The organism is Haloarcula sp. DT43 (assembly GCF_037078405.1).
Taxonomy (GTDB): domain Archaea; phylum Halobacteriota; class Halobacteria; order Halobacteriales; family Haloarculaceae; genus Haloarcula; species Haloarcula brevis.
Genome location: NZ_JAYMGZ010000003.1, coordinates 519,611 through 536,032 on the forward strand (window position 1 = coordinate 519,611; position 16,422 = coordinate 536,032).

The following is a 16,422-nucleotide window of genomic DNA, read 5'->3' on the forward strand; positions in this document are numbered from 1 at the left end:
GACAGGCGACGCCGAGTGGATGGCTCCCGAAGAAGGCGATTTTAGTCATGGGTTGAGGAGTATGCGGGGTTCGTTTCGGTTCGTGCTCGATTCGAGATCGGGTTGCGTCGGGCCGAACAGCGCTCGACAAGGTTCGTCAGCGCCATCACCAGCGAACCGACCTCGTAGGCTCCTTTAAATTGCTGGTCGGGCACATCAAGACGACCGTCAGTCGTCAGGAATCGAACGGGGACGCCGAGCCCGCTCAGCGACCGCAAGTCCTGTTCGCGGTCGTTATCGCCGAACACCCAACGCATGGCGTCTCCGAGGGCACTGGCGTAGTCGCGCTCGCCGCCTGCGGCCTCGTAGTGTGCCACAGCGTTAACAAAGAACGTTTGGTGGCATGGGTAGAGGAACTCCCAGTGGGGCGGTCGACTTTTTCCGCGACCGAGACAGCGGCGGAGTTCCGTTCCTGCGTAGACACGGCGAGATGGGTCCTCCCAGACAAAGGCGCCATCCCGACGCATCCGCTCTTCGATCGTGTAGTCAAGGACTGCTTCGACGTTCTCAAGGTAGCCCTCGCGGTCGGTCACTTCGATGGCACGACAGAGCCCCCAGAGAGTGTACATCTGGTTCTGGTGGCGTCGAGTCGTCGGATTATCGAAATAGAACAGCGTCTTCCAAGCGTTCTGTCGCTCGATGATCTCGTACATGGCACTGTCGATAGCGTCGTGAAGGTCGGTATCTACCCACCGGTCGTAAAGATACGTCCAGCCGTACAGCAGGAGGGCGTCCTCGGCGTGGTCAAACGTGAACCGTTCGTCGGCGTGCTCGAACAGACGTCGCGCGACGGCTAGATAGTCTGGGCTGCTGGGGGTGTCTCCGAACACATCATCAGCTAAGGCGAAGGCCACCGTCAGCGCTCCGACCCCGTAGCTCGGCATCTCTGACAGGGAGTCGTCAACCCGGTCGGTAAAGTAGGAGAGTTGTCCCTCGAGTCTGTCGTCCCAGTCCGCAGTCCCGAGTGGAGACGCCCGCCACTGCATGGCGCCCATCAGTGCGAACGGTGCGTATCGCCACTCGTTGTCGTCGACTGGCGTCCAGTTCTCCGGGCGGCCATCAACAGCGTCGTATGCCAGAGCACGAATCAGTCGCTCGGTGTCGGGGTTCCAGAAGCCGTGCTCGTCAACGGGCCTGAAGAGACAGTCGAGCGCGTCCGTCAGCGCCCCCTCGTAGTCCAGCGGCCGGGCACCCAGTACGAGATAGGAAGCGTCGTCCCAGTCGTCGTCGCCGAGCGCATCGCTCCGGGACTCAGCCCAATCGACGAACGGTCGCTGGACCGCGGGAGGCGCCATCGCCAGTTTCGAGTGGAGCCAGTAAGGATGCTGGTAGACGAGATCACAGTCATCCAGGCCCATTCCCGGGTCGAGCAGGGACAGTGCCTCTTCAGGTTCGTAGTACCTGAGCCGGTACTTTCCGCCAGTTTCGTACGGAGAACGGGGAGTCGGTACGGAGAAGACAAACCGCCCCTCGGGTGCGGTGACGCGCCGTACCTCCGCGGTGAGCGTGTCGATATCGAGAAACCGCCAGTCGTAGGGCCCGATCGAGACTGCGCCGTCGAAGCTATCGGCTTCGAAGGGGAGCAGCGGCTCCTCGGGCGTTGTCTGTTCGTATCGGTCGACTTCGTCGCCTAGCACGTTTCTGGCGTGGTCGATCGCGGCCGCGGAGAAGTCGACGCGGGTCACCGAATCGGCATCGAGACCTGCGGTGACGTTTGCCTCGCTCGCGATGTCGAGTACGTGCTCGCGCGGCCCGAGCACCTCCCACGCCGATTCCTTTTCGGCGTCGCGGAGGTACTGATACACCGGGTCAGCCGACGGCTGGCTCACCCACCGGGTGAGCACTTCGTCACGCATCAGCGTCCACTCCCGAAACTCCGTCGCCCGATCGTCGTTCGTACAGCGCTGTCATTACCGGTTCGTAACCGAGAGACGGTCATTAGAAATGACCGCCTAACCGACCGACGGAACGAGTCCGACCAGCCGTGTCCGGGTGTCCTCGTGGCCGAGCACCGCTCCCCCATAGACGACGACGCCCAGCGCGACGAGGACCAGCAGCCGTGGCGTCGTTGTTGGGGGGATCGCGCGACTCGTTACGTAGACGGCCACACCCATCGCTGCCGCGGCGACAGCCTGCCAGGTAATTGCTCTGACATCGAACCGCACCGCAATAGCGCGGTCAAGTGCGGCGGTCTGGGCAAGGGCTGCGGTGCCGGCGGTACTGGTAGTGGCGACCGCAGCCCCGACGAGCCCGTACCGCGGGACCAGCAGGACGTTCAGCACGATGTTCGCACCGACGGCGACGGTATTCGTCCAGAAGACGAGCCGCTGGCGTTCTGTCCCGAGAAGCGTGCTCTGGACGATGTCCTTGACTGCCTGGAACAGTTTCTCCGCGACGAGGAGCAGCAAGACGAATCCGCCGGTATCGAACCGATAGAGGTTCCGCATGAACGCCCCGCCCAGGATGGCGACACCGACAACGGCGGGAACGACCAGCAAGAGCGCGTACGTTAGGCTCTCCGAGACGGCCGCTTCAATGCGTTCAATCTCACCGTTTGCGTGCCAGTTGCTGACTGAGGGGGCTAACGCGGCCCCAATCGACGAACTCGCCAGCATCACGACGACGCTTACCCGCCAAGCGGCCTCATAAACACCAACAGCCGCCGACGAGACGAACACGGCGAGTGCGAGCGTGTCGAACCAGCTGTACGCGAGGTGTGAGACGTTCATGCCGGCTGTGTACTTCGAAAACGAGACCAGTCGACCGAACGTCTCTCGCGTCGGCCGAAGCAATGGTGTGCGTACCAGACCGGCAGCCGCGACAGCCCGGACGAACTGGCCGACCAAGAGTCCGTACACGAGTGCGACCGCGCCACCGCCCCCGAGCACGAGTGCGACGCTGAGTCCAACCCGCGCGACTTCGCCGCACACTTCCACGCCGGCGCTGGTGGCGATTCGGCGTTCGCCGCGCAGCGCGGATGCGAGTACCCATCCTGCAGACTCGATCCCGATCACGACCACCAACAGCGGGACGAGCCCGACACCGATGCCACTGTTGAACAGTGCGCCAACAGTATCGCGGAAACCGACGAGTCCGAGTGAGACGAGCACGAACGGGAGGACAACCGCCAGTAACGCCGCGGTCAGGAACCGCCCTCGCTCTCGGTCGCTATCTGACTCGCTCATCCGCTTGATGACGGCGTTGTCCGCCCCGAACCGCGCGAACACGCCGAGAACGTTGACAACCGTCTCGAACGTGAAATACAGACCAAGGCCGGCTGCCCCAAGTTCGCGGGCAAAATATACTGTGCTGAGGAAGCCAACCAGGCTGATGCCTACCCGACTGCCGTACAGGACCACACTCGACCGGTCGAGATCCATGGCTCAGCGGTACCCCAATTCGCGGAGCCGATCGGCGACGCCATGGTCAACGGCGTCGTCCGCGTCCGACCCGGACACCGCGGCGTCTGCATCGCGCGCCGCGGTGGCTGCACTGACCGCAAACGGTCCGTCCTCGGCGTTTGGTCGCGCCCAGTCGGGGACTGTCGGGTCGTCAGACCGGTCACGCTGCCAGCACGGGCGGTCGGTGTCGAGTCCGAAGCGTTGAACCGACCCCGACTCGTCCCAGACCCACTTGCTGTTCCCCTCGTAGACGCATCGGCGGAGACGGTCCCATCGTTCGCCAGACAGCGATTCGTTGCTCGGCGTCACGCCCAAGAGTTCAGCTGCGGCCCGCTCGCGCGTCACATCGGGGACCCGTCCATTGGCCAGTCCGCGGATCAGCCGCCGGAGGTCGAGGTGCGAGACGTACCCAGAGACCGTCCCGAGTTCACTGGGCGGATTGATCACGACGAGTGGAACGTGGAGGACGCCCTCCGAGAGACTCCCGACGTGACCGAACAGTCGATCGTCTGCAGGGTAGGCGAGGTTCTCCCCGTGATCTGCAGTGACGACGACGGTTGTTTCCCGGTCGGTCGCTGCCAAAAGATTGTCAACGAACCGCATTGCCCATCGGTCGAGGTAATCGATAGCCGCAGCGTACTGGGTGCGGTAACGACGGAGGTCCGCCGCGTGGTCGTCCGGGCTCTCAATCACGTCGGCGTTCGAGACGTGTTCGGAGTCCCAGCCCGCTGGGACGTTCGTCTTCCGGTAGCCGCGCGCGGTCCGCTGTGGCTCGTGGGCATCCATTGCGTTGACGAACAGAAAGAACGGCTCCGTACCGACGCGCTCGGTCGCCGCGCGCGAACAGACAACCGCACCGTCGTCGAACAGCTCCGCACGCCCCGACAGCGGGCCGTGTCGGACCGCGTCGTTCGCACGGTAGAGCGCGACGTTCGCGAGGCTGGCGAGCGGACGGTCGTCGGTTGCGACGGCGCGGGCGAGCGCAAGGTACTTTTCAGGGCCCGCCTCGGCGTGTTCGCGGACGAACGCAGCCGGGTCGAGCGCGTCGGGAAAGCGCCGGTACCGCGAGACATCGACGAACTCGTCGAACAGACTGTCGAAGCCGTATGTCGATCCAGCGTAGACGTTCGCGCTCACACCGACTGCCCGATGTGTCGAGAGGTCTCCAATAATTGTCTTTTCGCTGTCGAGCGCGTCGAACGAAGGCGCACGGCTGTGGACCCCGTGTTCGTGCGGCAGTTGTCCAGTCAGCATGCTCGCATGGCTGGGGGTGCTCCACCCGCTGGCAGCTCGACACCCTTCGTAGACGATTCCAGCCCGCTCACGCAGGCGTGGTGCGAACAGCCTGAAGAAGTCGGCCCGAACGGTGTCTAAACAGAGGACGACGACGTTGCGAGTCACTATGTCGCCCTCCATGTGGTATCTGCCGGCGAGGCGGCATCGACGTCCATTCGAGTCGTAGTCGTCCGCTCGGAGACGGTTCGAGACGTTCCGTTCTCGCTTCGGACGAACAATAGCAGTCGAACACCTTCGTACGGACGGTCGACCGCGACGGTCATGTTCTGGCCGAGGACGGTTCTGACACGCTCGGACTCGCTCTCGCTAATATGCGAGAGCATGAGCCACACCCGGTCCTCACCGGCAGCCATCTCCGTGATAGTCTCATTGGACGCCGGCGCATACCCGGTCCCCGACTTCGCGGCGACCAGCCCCAGAACACGCACATCAGACCGGTCGACGTAGTGTTCGGCACCATACTGGGAGATCTGGTCTGCGACAATAACGAGGTCACCGGACTCAGCGTTGCGCTCAACGTAAGCACCCGTCGCGTCCCACTCTTCTTTTTGTGTTTCGGTATAATAGACACCGAGTTGCGGGAGCATACTCAGGAGGACTATGCCGGCGAGCACGTAGCGTAATGTCGGTGCCCCGATTCGATCGATACCGAGCGCAACCAGGAGGAACAGCCCGACAGAGGCGGCGATTGTATAGCGGTCCCAAAACACTGGCGTGATAGTGTACGACACAACGAACGGAAGCCCGATCGCGGCGGCGAGGACGAGGGTGAAGAGCACGCGTTCTTCCCCCGGACGCGGAACCCACCCCGACCAGTTGCGCAGTCCGTGATGTCGCGGTCGTCGCGGATCGTTGCCGAGCGCCCCGAATGCTGCCAGCCCGCAGACCACCGCGAGCGGTGCGACGTACAGCGGGAGGGCCGGACCGCCCCTGTACCCCATGTACAGGACGATGACCTCGCCGATGTTCAGCAGTGTCGGAAGCGGAATAAACGAGTAGGAGACGCCGCCGCGAACCCGCAAGAACACGGCCACTGCCATCGGAATCGCGGCGACGGCGACGGGGGCGAACGGTGCGACCCAGCGCTGGGCCGCACTGGCCCGGTCGTCCTTACTGATAACGACAGCCAGAATCCATAGCACTTCGGCGGCGACCACGAAGACGGCGAAGACATGGGTGTACAGTAGCACGACCGTGACGGCACCGTACGCGGCGACTGCACGACGGGTCCGGTCCGCTCGGATCCGGAGCAGTAGGTACAACGAGAGCAGGACCAGCAACACCAGAAGGCTGTACATTCGCACCTCCTGCGAGTACCGGACGTGAAACCGGGAGACTGCGAGTATCACTGACGCTAAAAGTCCGACCCAGTGGTTCGCGGCTTCCCGGCCGACGAGATAGATCACGCCGACCGCAGCGATGCCGAAGACCGCCGATGGAAGCCGGAGCGCGAACTCGGAGGTGCCGACGAAGCGGATCCAGGCGTCAAGGAGCAGGTAGTACACCGGGAGGTGGGGCTGGGCCTGCGGGAGTTGTATCGCGAGTTCGATCCCGTCCCACCGCTGGACGAACATCAGCGTCAGCAGTTCGTCCGTCCAGAGGCTCTCCTCGCCCAGTGCGAACAATCGAAGAGCGGATGCGAGGACGATGACGGCAATAATGTGGCTGTTCTCTGCCGACCGGATCCGAACCATTCGACGGCACGAAAGAGAATAGCGGTAATTGTTATAAGGAGCATACAGCCGCAGTAGGTACCCTGATTCTAAAACGCAGCACTGCCAACAGGTGAATAACGTCATGCGCACGGTCATGATCTGCACGGACCCCCATCCCGCCCACTTTGGTTTCGCTCAGGCGGTGGACGCGGAACTGGTCCAGTTCCGCCGGGACGGCGATACTGGTTCACTCGCGGAGGACCTCCGAAACAGCCTCCGCTACCCCGATGCAGACGTGTACCTCGTCGAGGGGTCCCAACCGCTCTGGGCGTCGCTCCTTGCAAGCGTTCGGACCGGCGCGAGCGTTGTGTACCTCTGTGCCGACCACGGGTTCTACAACCTCGGCCACGGGTCGTTCGAAGGACAGTCTCCACTGAAAACAGTTGTCGGTCGGTTCGGTCGTCCCGTAGTCAAGCGGGTCGGACGGTGGGGGATCGATGGCGTCGTCGCCGTTTCGGAGTTCGCCGCCGAGTTCGTCAGCCCATTCGTATCCGCGTCGACGCCAGTCCGTATCGCACATCCGTACGTCCAGCCGGACCGATACGACTCGCTCCTGACCATAGATCCAGCGTTCGACGAATGCCGGGCGGTGACGATCGGTCGCGGCGCCCGGTACAAGGGGATCGACTTGCTCGTTGAGGCCTGGCCTATGATACGCGAAAGCCATCCCGACGCGAAACTCGACGTGGTCGGCACGGACCACCCAACTGTGTACGGCGAGCAAGCGGGCGTGACCGTCCACGGGTACGTTGACGACGACCATCTCATCTCGCTGTTGGGCCAGGCGTCACTGTTCATCCAGCCGTCCCGGATGGATACATTCCCGGTCGCGACGCTGGAGGCGATGTGCGCTGGCCTCCCACCGCTCGTCACCGACTGCACTGGGACCCGTTCGGAAGCACGGGCGCTTGATGCAGAGTTAGTAGTCAAGCCGACGCCGCGGTCGATCGCAGCGGGCGTTCGTGCGTACTTCGAACGACTTGTGACCGAGCGCGAACGTCTCGGTGCGGCTGCACGCGAACGTGGGCGACAGTTCGACCGGGCGACCCGAACTGCCGCGTTCCGTCGCGCGTTCTACGACGTCGTCGCGCGCTCGTAGACCGCTGCTACTCCCTCAGCGCAGTCATCCCAGCTCTGAATCGGGGCCGAAGGTGCATCAAGTCCGACCGCAGCGTCGACTGCCTCGGCGATGGCGGCCGGTGATGCCGCGGTAGCGATACAGTCTCGACGGTCGGCCCATTCCGAGAGGCCTCCAACTTCGCGGACGACAGACGGTGTCCCAGCGGCGAGTGCTTCACCGACAGTGAGGCCGTAGGCTTCGTGTTCAGAGAGCGCGAGGTGGGCCGCGGCGCCGGCATAGAGTCCGGGCAGGCGTTCGTCGTCGACGTATCCCAGCAGGTCGAGGCGGTCGGCGACTCCTGCGTCCGTTGCCCGAGACACCAGTCGGTCGCGGTCCGGCCCGCGGCCGGCGACGACCAAGTGGTAGCTCGGCAGTTCGGTCAGCGCCGCCACGGCGAGATCAACTCGTTTGTATTGCTCGAGGCGGCCGACCATGAGGAGGTACGGGCCATCACGTCGCTCCGCTGGCGCGCCTGCAAAGCGGTCCACATCGATTCCGTTCCGGACAACTGTCACCCTGTCGACTAGGTCACGGCTGAGTATTTTACGCTCCCACTCACTCACAGCCACGATCGCGTCGGCCCGTTCGAGAGCACGACGACCGAGGGGCCGGTAGAGTCGGAGCAATCGGTCCCGGAACTCCGACGCGCTTTGCCCGTGATAATGGGGCGTGGCGACCAGCGCCGCGTCGCGCGTCGCAAACGCTCCCAGTACGAACGGAAATGCGTGATAGTTGTGGATGTGAATCACATCTGCCGATGCGTCGTGGCGCCGGACCGCTGGGTACACACTAGGAGACAGGTAGAACGCGCCACCGGGAGCGAGCGACCGACAGCGCATGACGGGCACGCTATTGGGACGGTCGCCGTCGGCTTCGTTCGGATCGGCAGTGACGACGCAGACGTCATGGCCCGCCGCTCGTTGTCGGGTCGCGAGCGCTTTGACATGGCGTTCGACGCCGCCGACTCGCGGCGGATACCGGTGTGTCACGTGAAGCACCTGCATCGAGTGTGTAGACATTTCTGACTCCTACCGTCAAATACGTTGATAAAGTCCGCGGGCGATACGTTCGATCAAACGTCTTGACTGTCCTCGTCTAACGTTTCTCTGAGGAGGTTTGCGAGCTTCATGGACAGAACTCACTAAGACCTCCTCGCTTCTCAAACTCGCTCAACTATAGTAGCCATTGAAAATCAATGCACACCTGATCGCACGAGAGCAGTGCGTTCAGTGTGTAAATCGTTTCAATTGTTACTATAGACAGTGCCCCATTGTGACACCTATCAGTGTAGTGCTGTCAAAATGGCTATGTTTTTACGCTGGAGTCCACCGAACGGCAAGAGTGTAGCCATCAACCGACGATGGCGGTGACAGACACATGCGAAATATCAACAAGGGCACTGGTGATGCGCCGTGTCGTCCTTCTGTCGAAGGTCGAACCATGACTGGAAAGCGTCGGAAAGTTCTTCGATGACTTTCTGACTGGTTTGCGCGTTCAAGTCTTTCCAGCACGTTTGGTTCTTCATATACGATTTCAGCACGCCCTCGTCTGGGATTTCGCCGGTTGCGTTCCAGATGCGGTCTGCTGTCCATCGTGCGACGTTCCAAATCTTCGAGGCGGAGTCCCCGAGCGAGACCATCACGTACCTGTTGGTGGTTCTGGATGAAACCAACGTCGGTGCGTGTGACCTCAATCACCATACATACCTCATGTCGGTAAAATTACTAATAGTGTTGATGAGCGTGGAATATCCAACCGCGCTATCGACGGTGGGTTGTGTGGGAAGTGTCGGATTCACTCCCACCGTAAACGGCGGGATTCTCTCCTCGATTTAAGATAGCCTCGCCCTGAGGAGCCAGCCCAACGCGACGAGGAGCGAAAGCATGAAACCTGCGACGACGACACCGAGCACCCCATCGCGTGGCTGGCCGATCAGGATTCGCCACGCCGGCCGCGCCACACCCAGCGCCCTCGCGAGCGTCACGAGCGCGAGGACTGGCGGGATAACGTACTTTACCAGCGGATAGAGCCGTCCAAGTTCCTTGTGGACAACCTCGAAATCGGCCGCCCAGACGAATACCACCGTGATGAGGAATCCAGAGATGGGGAGAGCGTAAGTCCCGACGGATTCGTCGACGATGTCGAGGACCGGTCGTTCGGCGATGAGGAGTCGTACCGAGCTGTAACTCAACGCCGAGGGGATGCCGGCAGCGAAGACACCGGCAGTGAGGAGCGCTGTCGACCGTGTGCGGTCGAACCGTGTCGTGGTCGTGGCGGCGGCGACCCCGACCTCCAACAGCGAGACGGCCGAACTCAGCGCGGCGAAAAAGAGCAGCCCGAAGAACGCCACCGCGACGATCCGACCGACTGCCATCGACGCGAACGCTGTCGGGAGCGTCGTGAAAGCGAGCTCCGTCCCGAGTGTCGGTTCCAGTCCGAAGCTGAACACGATCGGGAAGATGACCAGACCGGCAAATAGTGCTGCCGCAATGTCGGCGACTGTGATCAGAAGCGACGATCGGAAGAGGTCCATCTCTTCGTCGGTGTAACTCCCGTACGTCAGCATGATTCCCTGTCCGACCGACAGTGAAAAGAACACTTGCCCGACTGCTGCACTCCAAACCCCAGGTTCCGTGAGTACGGAGAGGTCGGGGGTGAAAAGGAAGGCGACCGCCTCGCCCCACCCAGAGAAGGTGACGGCGTAGAGGGCGAGGAGGACGAGGAGCGCAAAGACTGTCGGCATCACGACCTTCGACATCCGCTCGATGCCGCCGCGAACACCCAGCGACACGATTCCACCGGTGAGGATGGTGGCGATGACGAAGTATCCGACCGGAAGCCAGCCGCTGGTGAAGGTCGAAAACGGCGTCTGCGAGCCGACGAGCCACGAAACGAGAAAGCCGAGCACCCAGCCGGTGAGAACCAGGTAGTAACTCAAGATGAGCAACACTCCACCGACGACGAGCCAGCCGAATGCAGTATAGGAACGATCGATACTCTGAAAGGCCGAGACGACGTCCGTCCTCAGCGTCCGACCCACAGCGAGTTCAAGGACGAGCAGCGGGACAGCGAGTGTGAAGGCAGCCAGTAGATAGGGCACGAGGTATGCCCCGCCACCGTTCGTACCAAGAACTGACGAGAACCGCCAGAGGTTGCCCAAGCCGACTGCTGCCCCGACCGTCGCCAGAAGGAATCCGACTCCCGACGACCACCGTTCTGTTGTCATAGTCTTCCACACAGAACTCAGTCACTTATCAATGAGGACGTGAAAATATAAATACACATTTGGAGACGTTCTCGTATGGCAGTCGAACAACCGAATCAAGCATCGTTCGAGATCACCCACGAGAAAGCGCCGTCAGAATCAGTCATCGCCGGATTCTCGTCCTTTGGACTCGCCGGACTGACCGCCGTCGATTACCTCACTGACCAGCTCGGACTCTCTCAGACGGGACACATCACCACTCGAAAACTCCCGTCAATCACACCGTTCGAAAACGGAACCCCTCGCCACCACACCCGTCTATTCTCCCGCCCGGAGGGCGACGTGACCGTACTGGTCAACGAACTGTTCGTGCCGGTCTGGGCTGCTGATTCCCTCTCGGAGGCGGTACTCGAATGGGCGGATGCCAGTGGTGTCCAGGAGATCACCATCCTTTCGGGCGTCCCCGTCCCTCATGGTCCAGAACAACACCGGACGTACTACGTGGCGACTGAAGACTATCAAGCGGCACACCTACAAGATACGAATGTAGAACCGATGGGAAGTGGATTTCTGGATGGCGTGAACGCGAGTCTCATTGGTCAGGGAATCGACTCTCCACTCCGTGTCGGCGTCCTCCTGACGCCGGCCCATGCCCAGGTGCCGGACGTCGAAGCTGCACTTCGACTGATAGACACCCTCAAACATGTCTTCGACATCGATATCGACACAAGTGCGCTCGAGGGTTTCGCAGCAGAGATAGAACAATACTACCGCGAGCTTGCAGCGCGCCTTGAGGACGTCGACCGAGATCACGTCGCCGAAGATCGGATGTTCATGTGATTGCGTGACAGCAGACCGAGTCCGCCTGAACCGAGTAGCTGGTGGCATCTGCGGCCAGCCGGGACAATCCGAGACTGTCAACTCAACGCTCAAACGAAACTACGGTGCGTTCGTCCGCTCATGGCACTGATAGAAACAATTCCGTGAACTCATTCGCCTGTCTCATTCATAATGTAGACCGGTCACTCTGAACGGCAATACAGTCGAGAAAGGTATCACTCCAGCGTCTCGGAGAATATTCCTGTTAGCACGACGACGGTACCCGCCAGTCCGAACAGGAAACCCACCAGCGGATACGGATACACTCCTTCGAAGAACACGACGAGCAATAACCCGACGAGCGACATCTGTACACCGAGAATCCCGGATTCTACCGTGTTCACAGCCATATGTCTTCGGAGAGACATCAAAATACTTCGGTCAGTAAGGTGAGAATATCTCTGCAGAATTGGATTTCAACAGAGCCCTTTCTCCTGATTGCCGTTGCCAGTGTTAGGTTTCTCGTTGGGAGAACTGTCGCTCAGTCGGATGGCACCGCCACGGGCGGGCCGATGCTCCAGCACGACGCTCGCGTCACGGTGTACACTCCGACAGCATCTGGCCCGATAGAGGGTGTCAGTCCCTGATAGGTGGTCCACACCGACAGGCCGGCCACCAATATCCGGCTGGTCGTCTCAAACGGGACGGTGGACGCCGGCAGTTGCAAAACCTCTGTCGGTGGTCTCTCTCTGCCGGACCTATGGAGGGTTCATGGTGGGCTCCTCGTCTTGGGACGCCGCAGGGTACCGATGTTGAGTGCCTGGTCGAGAAACCAGTCGGCCGAGGCGTAGCGACGCTATCACTCAATACTCCGGCCCTGTTCGAGCAGTTCGCGTATCCGGCGGAGTTCACCCAGCATCGCGTCGGGGTCGTCGGCTCCGACCTCCTCGGCAGGGACCACGGCGGCGAGTTCCTCCGTCTCGGTCGCCTTCGCGGGTCGCTCCCTGACCCGTTCCAGAATCTGGTCCTGAATGTCCTCGAAGTCGCTGACGCCGCTGATGGTCAGTTCGGCCCCCATCTGGCCACCATACCCCGCGGTGTGGATGCCGACGGCCCCGGTGTCCACCAGCCGCTCAATGGGGCCCTGTGAGATGCCGACGTTCGTGATGCGGTTGTACGGCACCGTGGTCTGCTGCTGGAAGAAGACGCCCCGACGGTTCGACCTCGTCGTCGGTGAACCGATAGCCAACAGTCCGGTAGAACGCCGGTATCCACCACGCGACGTAGGCGAAGCCGACCTTCGCCCCCAGCGAGGACGTCATCGACGAGGCATTCGCAGAACTCGAACTGTGAGACCTGCCGCTACCGATAGCTTTCGTGGGTCACACCCGGAATTGTTCCGAAGTAGCTGTCGCCGGCGAGAACAGGCTCATCACGCTCCAGAGCGGTTGCAGCGATTGCCGCACCCCCTTTGCCAATCCCTGGTCCCTCACCGTCGTCCGCATCGGCCATCCGTTCACCGAGTAGCCGACCAGCGCGGCGGGAGATGCTCGGTGTCATATCGACCAGCGGGTACGAGTCAAGCACAGCTTCTACGGTCTGGCGTTCCTCACGGGTATTCGCAATCTTCCCAACACCAATGTAGAGTTCCAAGACCGTCATTGAAGGAATCACTAATGGAACGTTCGCTGCTTCGAGCTCCCGTTCCTTCTTGAGGGCCGCTTCGACACCGTCGATGATATCCAGAATGAAGCTCGTATCGACAATCATTCGAATCGCTCCGCGACATCCCGGACCTCGTCGCGGTCGTCCTGATCAGCCCGTTCGATGGCGTCCCGCATCTCGTTCACCTGGTCCTCGTCGAACACACCGCGAAGGTCTCTGAGTGATTGCCCACCGATAAGCCGCTCCACGGCATCGCTGAACGACTCGTCGTCACGCTTGTTCGCTTTGATCCGTTCGTATACATCATCCTCAAGACGGACTTGATGTGACATCCTTGTTGACAGCGTTGACACTCTATCGGAATCAACATTTGGGTGCTACAGTAGGACGATAGCGGTGAGACCTCTAATTAGATATTATCTATACATTCCAGAGAAGAACTACAGTAGTTGAAACTGGACGTCTCAATGCATGCGGTCCTCAACTTCTTCGTGTTCGAGCCTAGCGGTAGCAAGTGTATCATCTGCCATCAGTCGGATGGCTGTTCGATCTGTTCTCTCAAGTAATCGTCATCATTCGTCCGCATGACCCCCATCCATGATTTCTGTCCGTCGTGGGCGAGTATCATCGACGGGACCACTCGTCCTCTGTGTCGACTACGGTCCCTCGGCTCCCTGTAACATACTCCCCCACGAAAGCCGAGTAACCGAAGACCGTTCAGAGAGACGATGACCGTCGAACCCTCGTGACCGACCACTGCGAGTGGAAGTGGGATACCGCGGAGAAGGATGGCCCCGACCATGAGCGCAATCGCGCCGAAAGCGATGGCGAGATTGATGGTGAGCGTCCGGCGGGTCCTGCGTCCGAGGCCGAGGACGTAGGGAATCTTGCTGAGGTCGTCGCCCATCAACACAACGTCGGCCGTGTCGAGCGCGACGTCGGTCCCCGCGCCTCCCATCGCGATGCCAAGGGTCGCTGTGGCGAGGGCTGGCGCGTCGTTGACGCCGTCACCGACCATCGCCACGTTCTCGTGTCGGTCGACCAAGTCTTCGATCGTCACCACTTTCTCCTCCAGTAGCAGTTACGCCTGCACTTCGTCGATATCAACCTCGTCAGCGATTCACCGGGCGACGCGCTCGTTGTCGCCTGTCAGCCTGACGATGTGCTCCACGCCGAGTGAGCGAAGGTCGGCGATCATCTCGGCCGCGTCGGGGCGAACGGTGTCGGTGAACGCGAGCCACCCCAACACGTTGACGTCGCCGTGACGCTCTCGGGCGACGAGGACGCTCGTTTTTCCCTCCGCCTCTAAGTCCGGAGACGGTCGAGGCCTGGTTCGAGACCGTCGATAGCCACGTCTCCGAGGACAGTCTCGAAGCAACTCCGATTCCCGATGTGCGTCGTGCTGCCTTCAACGTCTGCATTGACGCCTTTCCCGGCGACTGACTGGAACCGCTCCGCGTCAGGGACCTCGAGAGACCGGGCTTCTGCCGCCCTCACGGTGGCCCGAGCGAGGTGGTGTTCTGAGCGGTCCTGCACTGCGGCCACAATGGAGAGCAGTCCGTCCTCGGTCAGTGTCACGTCTACCGTGCCCTCACGGACGAATACGTCGGTCAGCTGCGTGTCGCCCCGCGTGAGTGTGACAGTTTTGTCAAAGGCGACGGCATCGATACGTTCCGCAGTCTCGACGTGTTCGCCGCGCTTGAACATGGCGCTCTGACGGCCCCCGGAGGCGATTGCCGAGAGCACTGCTGCCGGCGTGGAGCTGATGACTGCACAGGACGAGGCGGCGACCATGAGTGTCATCGCCCGGTAGAACGTGCTAGTGAATTCGCTCCCGAGCACGAGCGGTATAGCGATCGCGGCGATCGTGAGCCCGAACACTCCGAGTACGTACGGTTGTTGGAGACGATCGATGAGCGCGCCCAAAACAGGGTGCCGGATAGTCAGTCCGAACATCTCCAGAGATGGTCCCGCCGCAATCCGACCATTGATCGGGAGGATTCGACCTGTCGTGAAGGCACACGCGACGAGAAGGAGGCTCATCCTGGCGAGTCAGCGGTCGCGCCACTCAAGCACACCGAAGTCGACTGAAAATTCGGTCGGATAAGATGATCATCTCTTTGAGGAGAGTTGTGGAGATGGATCCTAGCAAGAGAGAGTGATACGGCCGGGTGTGGTCAGTCGAGTCCGACGACTTCGGGCCCGGGGATCTCACCGTTTGCAAGCCGGTCGCTCCCGTAAATCACTACGAGAAGAATCGCGAACAGGAGCAAGGGGACGGCACCAGTCACCTCGGCAAGGAGGTTTAACGCCGTGTCCGGGACTCCGCCGGGAGCCAATGCTTCCACGTCGGCGGGGTGGAAGATCCCCATTCCGTTGAGACCAGCGTGAACCACGGCGACAGCCAGGACGCTGCCAGTGCTATTGTACATCCAGGTCCAGATGATCGCGCCGGAGAGGATCGAGACGATCCAGATCAGCTGTTGGGAGAGTGGCCACGCACCGTGGGTCGTGGCCGCGTTGAAGAACAGTGGGAGGTGCCAGGCGGCCCAGGAGACGCCGACGATGAGACTGGACACCAGTGCACTGTACTTGCCCTGGAGGAGTGGGAGCATAAAGCCGCGCCAGCCGAGGTCTTCCTGACCGCCGCCCCAGATGGTACCCCAGACCAGCACGAAGAGATAGATTCCCGGGAACGGGAACGAGTTCAGGTCGATGGGGCCGCCGAGCGCTACGAACAGGACGACCCCCGAGCCAAGCAATACGAAGGGCAGCCCGAGCACGATCACCCACCACTTGGCACCGATACGCCACTTGAAGAACTGCCCGATCCACTTGCGGAGGTCGCCACCGCTGGCCCAAATCACGACGGCGGCTCCGACGGGTGGCCCGAACCCGCCGAATCCGATGAGAATCGACTGGGTCCACGACGCCTCGAGCCCCATCGCCGCTACGATCCCCTGAATCACCCACGTGAACGAGTAGGTGATCAGCAGGAATGCGACGAGTCGGTGGCGATCTATCCAGGACCTGACTCGGGACTGTTGAGCCTCATTAGTCATCTGACTTCACCCGCTCTCTGGAGAATTTGACAATCTGCTTTCTGAATGCCATGCCCGTAGCCGACCTCAAGTGTCCATCGAGAAAAGCATGATTATTATT

Annotated in this window: 13 protein-coding genes and 3 pseudogenes; 3 read left to right on the forward strand and 13 right to left on the reverse strand. The window is 61.3% G+C overall.

Features of this window, described 5'->3' with window-relative positions:
• Window positions 1-41 precede the first annotated feature (41 nt).
• From VI123_RS14255 to VI123_RS14270, 4 genes are all read right to left on the reverse strand, one after another.
• Entirely contained in the window at window positions 42-1,895 is a 1,854-nt protein-coding gene (locus VI123_RS14255; protein WP_336338733.1) for a class I SAM-dependent methyltransferase, read from the reverse strand.
• Between the two features lie 96 nt (window positions 1,896-1,991).
• Window positions 1,992-3,419 carry a flippase gene (locus VI123_RS14260; protein WP_336338734.1) on the reverse strand — a complete coding sequence of 476 codons (1,428 nt, stop codon included), beginning with the start codon at window positions 3,417-3,419 and terminating at the stop codon, window positions 1,992-1,994.
• A 3-nt stretch (window positions 3,420-3,422) separates the two neighbouring features.
• The gene (locus tag VI123_RS14265; protein WP_336338735.1) at window positions 3,423-4,856 is read right to left on the reverse strand and encodes a sulfatase-like hydrolase/transferase; all 1,434 of its coding nucleotides are present in this window, start codon (window positions 4,854-4,856) and stop codon (window positions 3,423-3,425) included.
• On the reverse strand, window positions 4,841-6,430 hold the full coding sequence (locus VI123_RS14270; protein ID WP_336338736.1) for a glycosyltransferase family 39 protein: 1,590 nt from the start codon (window positions 6,428-6,430) through the stop codon (window positions 4,841-4,843). Before VI123_RS14270 ends, VI123_RS14265 begins: the two co-directional genes overlap by 16 nt.
• Window positions 6,431-6,593: 163 nt before the next feature.
• Between VI123_RS14270 and VI123_RS14275 the strand changes: the two genes are divergently transcribed.
• Window positions 6,594-7,550, forward strand: a complete 957-nt coding sequence (locus VI123_RS14275) for a glycosyltransferase family 4 protein (RefSeq protein ID WP_336338737.1) — start codon at window positions 6,594-6,596, stop codon at window positions 7,548-7,550.
• On the opposite strand, the gene VI123_RS14280 is transcribed toward VI123_RS14275, so the two are convergent.
• The 3 genes and pseudogenes from VI123_RS14280 to VI123_RS14285 all read right to left on the reverse strand — a co-directional run bounded on the left by VI123_RS14280 (window position 7,526) and on the right by VI123_RS14285 (window position 10,797).
• Window positions 7,526-8,590 (reverse strand): glycosyltransferase family 4 protein, encoded by a 1,065-nt coding sequence (locus tag VI123_RS14280; protein ID WP_336338738.1) that lies wholly within the window; start codon window positions 8,588-8,590, stop codon window positions 7,526-7,528. The genes VI123_RS14275 and VI123_RS14280 overlap by 25 nt on opposite strands.
• Window positions 8,591-8,976: 386 nt before the next feature.
• Window positions 8,977-9,271 (reverse strand): annotated as a pseudogene (locus tag VI123_RS19300) (RNA-guided endonuclease TnpB family protein); the annotation flags it as partial.
• Window positions 9,272-9,402: 131 nt separating this feature from the next.
• Window positions 9,403-10,797 (reverse strand): sodium-dependent transporter, encoded by a 1,395-nt coding sequence (locus VI123_RS14285; RefSeq protein ID WP_336338739.1) that lies wholly within the window; start codon window positions 10,795-10,797, stop codon window positions 9,403-9,405.
• 75 nt (window positions 10,798-10,872) lie between these two features.
• On the opposite strand from VI123_RS14285, the gene VI123_RS14290 reads away from it, so the two are divergent.
• Together VI123_RS14290 and VI123_RS19305 are read left to right on the forward strand one after the other, a co-directional pair.
• Window positions 10,873-11,616, forward strand: a complete 744-nt coding sequence (locus VI123_RS14290) for a proteasome assembly chaperone family protein (protein ID WP_336338740.1) — start codon at window positions 10,873-10,875, stop codon at window positions 11,614-11,616.
• Between the two features lie 52 nt (window positions 11,617-11,668).
• Window positions 11,669-11,807 (forward strand): annotated as a pseudogene (locus VI123_RS19305) (IS5/IS1182 family transposase); the annotation flags it as partial.
• Between the two features lie 24 nt (window positions 11,808-11,831).
• Here the strand turns inward: VI123_RS19305 and VI123_RS14295 are convergent.
• The 6 genes and pseudogenes from VI123_RS14295 to VI123_RS14330 all read right to left on the reverse strand — a co-directional run bounded on the left by VI123_RS14295 (window position 11,832) and on the right by VI123_RS14330 (window position 16,322).
• The gene (locus VI123_RS14295; protein ID WP_336338741.1) at window positions 11,832-12,005 is read right to left on the reverse strand and encodes a hypothetical protein; all 174 of its coding nucleotides are present in this window, start codon (window positions 12,003-12,005) and stop codon (window positions 11,832-11,834) included.
• 449 nt (window positions 12,006-12,454) lie between these two features.
• A complete protein-coding gene (locus VI123_RS14300) occupies window positions 12,455-12,844 on the reverse strand; it encodes a PH domain-containing protein (protein ID WP_336338742.1) in 390 nt (129 codons plus the stop codon).
• 113 nt (window positions 12,845-12,957) lie between these two features.
• The gene (locus VI123_RS14305) at window positions 12,958-13,365 is read right to left on the reverse strand and encodes a PIN domain-containing protein (RefSeq protein WP_336338743.1); all 408 of its coding nucleotides are present in this window, start codon (window positions 13,363-13,365) and stop codon (window positions 12,958-12,960) included.
• The gene (locus VI123_RS14310; protein WP_004966319.1) at window positions 13,362-13,592 is read right to left on the reverse strand and encodes an antitoxin VapB family protein; all 231 of its coding nucleotides are present in this window, start codon (window positions 13,590-13,592) and stop codon (window positions 13,362-13,364) included. Before VI123_RS14310 ends, VI123_RS14305 begins: the two co-directional genes overlap by 4 nt.
• Before the next feature lie 356 nt (window positions 13,593-13,948).
• Window positions 13,949-15,177, reverse strand: a pseudogene (locus VI123_RS19310) (HAD-IC family P-type ATPase); the annotation flags it as partial.
• 260 nt (window positions 15,178-15,437) lie between these two features.
• Window positions 15,438-16,322, reverse strand: a complete 885-nt coding sequence (locus VI123_RS14330; protein WP_336338747.1) for a CPBP family intramembrane glutamic endopeptidase — start codon at window positions 16,320-16,322, stop codon at window positions 15,438-15,440.
• Between the last annotated feature and the right edge of the window lie 100 nt (window positions 16,323-16,422).

Excerpts from the sequence above, each read along its gene's own strand:
- VI123_RS14255 (WP_336338733.1), bottom strand. The coding sequence starts at position 1,895 with ATGCGTGACGAAGTGCTCACCCGGTGGGTGAGCCAGCCGTCGGCTGAC.
- VI123_RS14260 (WP_336338734.1), bottom strand. The coding sequence starts at position 3,419 with ATGGATCTCGACCGGTCGAGTGTGGTCCTGTACGGCAGTCGGGTAGGC.
- VI123_RS14265 (WP_336338735.1), bottom strand. The coding sequence starts at position 4,856 with ATGGAGGGCGACATAGTGACTCGCAACGTCGTCGTCCTCTGTTTAGAC.
- VI123_RS14270 (WP_336338736.1), bottom strand. The coding sequence starts at position 6,430 with ATGGTTCGGATCCGGTCGGCAGAGAACAGCCACATTATTGCCGTCATC.
- VI123_RS14280 (WP_336338738.1), bottom strand. The coding sequence starts at position 8,590 with ATGTCTACACACTCGATGCAGGTGCTTCACGTGACACACCGGTATCCG.
- VI123_RS14285 (WP_336338739.1), bottom strand. The coding sequence starts at position 10,797 with ATGACAACAGAACGGTGGTCGTCGGGAGTCGGATTCCTTCTGGCGACG.
- VI123_RS14290 (WP_336338740.1), top strand. The coding sequence starts at position 10,873 with ATGGCAGTCGAACAACCGAATCAAGCATCGTTCGAGATCACCCACGAG.
- VI123_RS14295 (WP_336338741.1), bottom strand. The coding sequence starts at position 12,005 with ATGGCTGTGAACACGGTAGAATCCGGGATTCTCGGTGTACAGATGTCG.
- VI123_RS14305 (WP_336338743.1), bottom strand. The coding sequence starts at position 13,365 with ATGATTGTCGATACGAGCTTCATTCTGGATATCATCGACGGTGTCGAA.
- VI123_RS14310 (WP_004966319.1), bottom strand. The coding sequence starts at position 13,592 with ATGTCACATCAAGTCCGTCTTGAGGATGATGTATACGAACGGATCAAA.
- VI123_RS14330 (WP_336338747.1), bottom strand. The coding sequence starts at position 16,322 with ATGACTAATGAGGCTCAACAGTCCCGAGTCAGGTCCTGGATAGATCGC.